This window comes from Cognatilysobacter segetis, from assembly GCF_004359965.1.
Classification (GTDB): domain Bacteria; phylum Pseudomonadota; class Gammaproteobacteria; order Xanthomonadales; family Xanthomonadaceae; genus Cognatilysobacter; species Cognatilysobacter segetis.
In genome coordinates, this window is sequence record NZ_SMRQ01000104.1 from 1 (window position 1) to 3,570 (window position 3,570).

Below are 3,570 nucleotides of genomic sequence, written 5' to 3' on the forward strand. Positions count from 1 at the left end.
GCTCGTCGAAGGCCATCGCGACGGCACGATGCTCGCGCCGTGGCTGCTCGCCGACGTCCCGCGCGAGTGCCGGCTGTACAGGGAGGAAGCATTCGGCCCCGTTGCGGTCGTCGAGTCGGTGCCCGATCTCAACGCGGCGATCGAGCGCGCCAACGACTCGCGTTACGGCCTGCAGTGCGGTGTGTTCACGTCGCGCCTCGACCACGCGATGCACGCATGGGATCGCCTCGAGGTCGGTGGTGTCGTCGTCGGCGACGTGCCGAGCGTGCGCGTGGACAACATGCCATACGGCGGCGTCAAGGATTCCGGCGTGGGCCGCGAAGGCGTGCGCTCGACGATCGAGGAAATGACGGAAGTGCGCCTGCTGGTGGTGCGCGACCCGCCCTGACCGGCTGGCTCAACCGACGAGGATTTCCTCGACCTGCACGCCTTCCACCAGCTCGGGCAACGGGCGGCCGTACAGGTAGCCCTGCCCCAGCGTGCAGCCGAGCTCGCGCACGAGCCGCTGCTGGTGCACGTTCTCGATGCCCTCGGCCACGGTATGGATGCCAAGCGATCCAGCCAGCGCCTGGATCGCGCGGACGACCGCCTCGCTTTCGACGCGCGTTTCGCTGCCGAGGCCCGCGATGAAGCTCTGGTCGATCTTGAGGCACTCGATCGGGAAGCGGTGCAGGTAGCTCAGCGCCGAGAAGCCGGTGCCGAAATCGTCCAGCTGCGCCAGTACGCCGTGGCCGCGCAGGTGCTTGAGCATGTTCAGGACGCGCGGCGCTTCCTCGAGCAGCGCGACCTCCGTGATCTCGATGCGCAGGCGGCGCGGGTCGGCCTTCGCCTTTTCCAGCAGCCGCAGCAGTCGGTCGGCGAAGGCGCTGTCGCGGAAATGCCGCGGCGACACGTTGACCGAGATGTAGCCACCGGAGGTATGCGCGATCCGGTCGGCGACCTGCGCGTACACCAGCCAGTCCACTTCCTCGATCAACGAGCTGTTCTCGCCGACGTTGACGAACGACGCCGGCGTCAGGAGGCCGCTGCTCGAGTGGCTCCAGCGCAGCAGCGCCTCGTGGCCGACCACGCTGCGGTCGGACAGGCGCACGATCGGCTGGTAGAACGCGACGAAGCCGTCGCCGTTGATCGCGCGGCGCAGGTCGGCCTCGAGGTCGAGGATGCGCATCGCTTCCTCGCGCATGGCCTCGTCGAACGTGGCCCAGCGTCCGCGCCCGGCGGCCTTGGCGCGGTACATCGCGGCATCGGCGTCCCGCAGCAGCTCCGCGCCGCCGCGATAGCGCGGATGCCAGAGCGCGATGCCGATGCTCGCTGACGGGAACACCTCGCGACCCGCGACCCACCACGGCTGGCCGAGCACCTCGAGGATGCGACCTGCGAGGCGTTCCACGGTTGCGACGGAATCGAGGTCGAGCACGAGCACCGCGAACTCGTCGCCGCCGAGCCGCGCGACCGTGTCGCCCGGGCGGATGCACGAGGCGATGCGTCGCGAGGCCTCCATCAGGAGCTCGTCGCCCGCCGAATGGCCGGCACTGTCGTTGATGAGCTTGAAGCGGTCGAGGTCGAGGTAGAGCACCGCGAACATGCGGTGCCCCTGCGTCGGTGCCTGCGCCTGCTCGATCGCCTCGGTGAGGCTGTCGACCAGGTGGGTCCGGTTGGGCAGGCCGGTGAGCGAGTCGTGGCGCGCCTGGTGCGTCAGGCGCTGCTCCGCGCGCAGCCGCTCGCCGATCTGCGCGACCAGTTCGCGGTTCGTGCGCGCGAGTTCACGCGTGCGCGCTTCCACGCGTTGCTCCAGCTCGGCATGCGCGAGCAGCAGGCGATCCTGCGCACGCTTGCGCTCGAGCCCGATGCCGATGTGGTGCGCCACGAACGTCAGCAGTTCCTGGTCGCGCAGCGTGAACGTGATGTCGGGCGTATAGCTCTGCACGACGATCGCGCCGACGGCCTGGTCCTCGCGCCACAGCGGGACGCCGAGCCAGCCCGAGGCCAGCGCACCGCGGCTGATGAGCTCGCCGTCGCGCCCGAGCTGCTCGATCTGCGCGCGATCCACCAGCAGCGGCCGGCGGCGCGTGAGCACGTACTCGGTCAGTCCGAAGCCGAGCGGGCGGGAGTCGCGGCGACCGTCGCGCTCGTCGATCGAGTACGGGAATTCCAGACGCTCGCCGTCCTCGGAAATCATCGCGATGTAGAAATTGCGCGCGTAGAGCAGCTCGCCGACGATGGCGTGCACCTCGCGATAGAAATCGTCGAGCGACGGCGCGTTGATCGACAGCTCGGCGATCCGGAACAGCGCGCTCTGCAGCTTCTCGGCGCGCTGCCGCTCGTCGATCTCGGCCTGCAGCTCGTAGTTCAGGCGCTCCAGCGCATGGGTGCGCTCGTGCACGCGGGCTTCGAGGTCCTGCCGCGCGAGGTGGCGCTCGAGCGCGGTCAGGATGTGCTGCGCGACGAACGCGAGCAGCGCGCGTTCCTCCTCGCCGTAGACGTTCGGATGCTGGTAGCTCTGCACCACGATCGCGCCGCAGACGCGGTCCTCGCGGCGCATCGGCACGCCGAGCCAGTCCTCGCTGTCCGGGCCGTGCGAGTCGTCGGCGGCCACGCCGAGCTGTTCGCGCGCGGACGCCGACGTCCCGCGGACCGGCTCGCCATGCCGCAGCAGTGCGAGCGTCAGGCTGTTGGGCACCTCGCGCGCGTGGATCTCGCGATCGGGCTCGGCGACCCATTCGTCGCGCTCGTCGGCGAAATAGACGAAGCGCAGCGTGTCGCGCAGGTCGTCGTACAGCACGATGTAGAAGTTGGCGGCGTACATGAGGCCGCCGATCACGTGGTGCACCATCCGCAGCATCGCGGACAGCTCGATGCCCGACCCGGCCAGGTCGGCGATTTCGTACAGCGCCTGCTGCAGGCGTTCGGATTTCTCGAGCGAGTCCGCCCGGCGCTGGAGGCGCTCGGCCTCGATGTGCGCGACCAGCAGCGATCGCGCCATCTCGCTCCAGGTCAGCCGCACCTCGGGCTCGATCGCGCCGGAGAACCGCGCGACCACCGCGCCATGCAATCCGCCGGGCAGCGCCCAGCGCTCGACCAGCGGTGCGTCGATGGCGGAAGCGCCCGACAGCGCCTGCTCGAGGAGCCGCGGCAACGCGCCCGCGTCGTGCGCGGCACAGACGGTGACGTGCTCGCGGTCGCGCCAGCCGGCGGCGACCTGCGCCTCGTTCGGCAGACCGGCCTCCAGCGCCGCGACGAGGTCGCGACGGCGCGCGCGTCGCATCGCACTGTCCGCTGGATCGGGCTTCCGCAAACGCGCCTCCCCTGTGCTGGCGCGGGAGCTCCCCGCGTCGACCGGCCGCCCGTCGAGGCCGGCCCCCGTCCGCCGAGGCGGACGGTTCCGAGAATACGGGATCGACGCCACGTTTGAAGACCCGCGGAACGCGCGCCCGCGGGGCTGTACCCGGTCGTCACGGCCCCGTACCCTGCCGCGCATGGATGGCCCGGCCGCTTCCACCGACGACGAGCTGATGCGGGCCTGGGCCGCCGGCGACGTGCGGGCGTTCGAGCAGCTGTATGCGCGGCACA

At 70.6% G+C, this 3,570-nt stretch carries 2 protein-coding genes; one reads left to right on the forward strand and one right to left on the reverse strand.

Going from position 1 to position 3,570, the window contains the following annotated elements; all coding sequences use genetic code 11:
• Nucleotides 1-388, forward strand: a 388-nt coding sequence (locus E4F61_RS13970) for an aldehyde dehydrogenase family protein (RefSeq protein WP_133480221.1), incomplete at its 5' end; no start/stop codon positions are given.
• A gap of 9 nt (nt 389-397) precedes the next feature.
• Here E4F61_RS13970 and E4F61_RS13975 read toward each other — a convergent pair.
• Nucleotides 398-3,265, reverse strand: a complete 2,868-nt coding sequence (locus E4F61_RS13975) for a bifunctional diguanylate cyclase/phosphodiesterase (RefSeq protein ID WP_133480222.1) — start codon at nt 3,263-3,265, stop codon at nt 398-400.
• Nucleotides 3,266-3,570: the final 305 nt, after the last annotated feature.

Excerpts from the sequence above, each read along its gene's own strand:
- E4F61_RS13975 (WP_133480222.1), bottom strand. The coding sequence starts at position 3,265 with ATGCGACGCGCGCGCCGTCGCGACCTCGTCGCGGCGCTGGAGGCCGGT.